This is a genomic window from Varibaculum cambriense (genome assembly GCF_022133705.1).
GTDB lineage: Bacteria > Actinomycetota > Actinomycetes > Actinomycetales > Actinomycetaceae > Varibaculum > Varibaculum cambriense_A.
In genome coordinates, this window is record NZ_JAKNHJ010000067.1 from 1 (window position 1) to 214 (window position 214).

A 214-nucleotide genomic window follows, 5' to 3' on the forward strand; every position below is an offset into this window, starting at 1 on the left:
GGTGATGATTCCCGTTAGCTAATTGCGTGGGCTAACTTTAAGTAATTCCCCACTGGACTCGTCGGTGAGAACGTATAAATAACCGTCGGGTCCAGTGCGAACATCACGAATTCGTTGCCCTCTGTCCGTTAAAATACGGCCATCTTCTGTCACTTTGTCGCCGTTGACGCTCATCACAATGACATCTTTATCTTTCAGCGCGCCAATAAATAAT

1 protein-coding gene is annotated in these 214 nt (G+C 46.3%); it reads right to left on the minus strand.

The window, feature by feature from the left end; genetic code table 11:
* Nucleotides 1-18 precede the first annotated feature (18 nt).
* Nucleotides 19-214, minus strand: a 196-nt coding sequence (locus L0M99_RS09790) for a PQQ-dependent sugar dehydrogenase (protein WP_154316158.1), incomplete at its 5' end; no start/stop codon positions are given.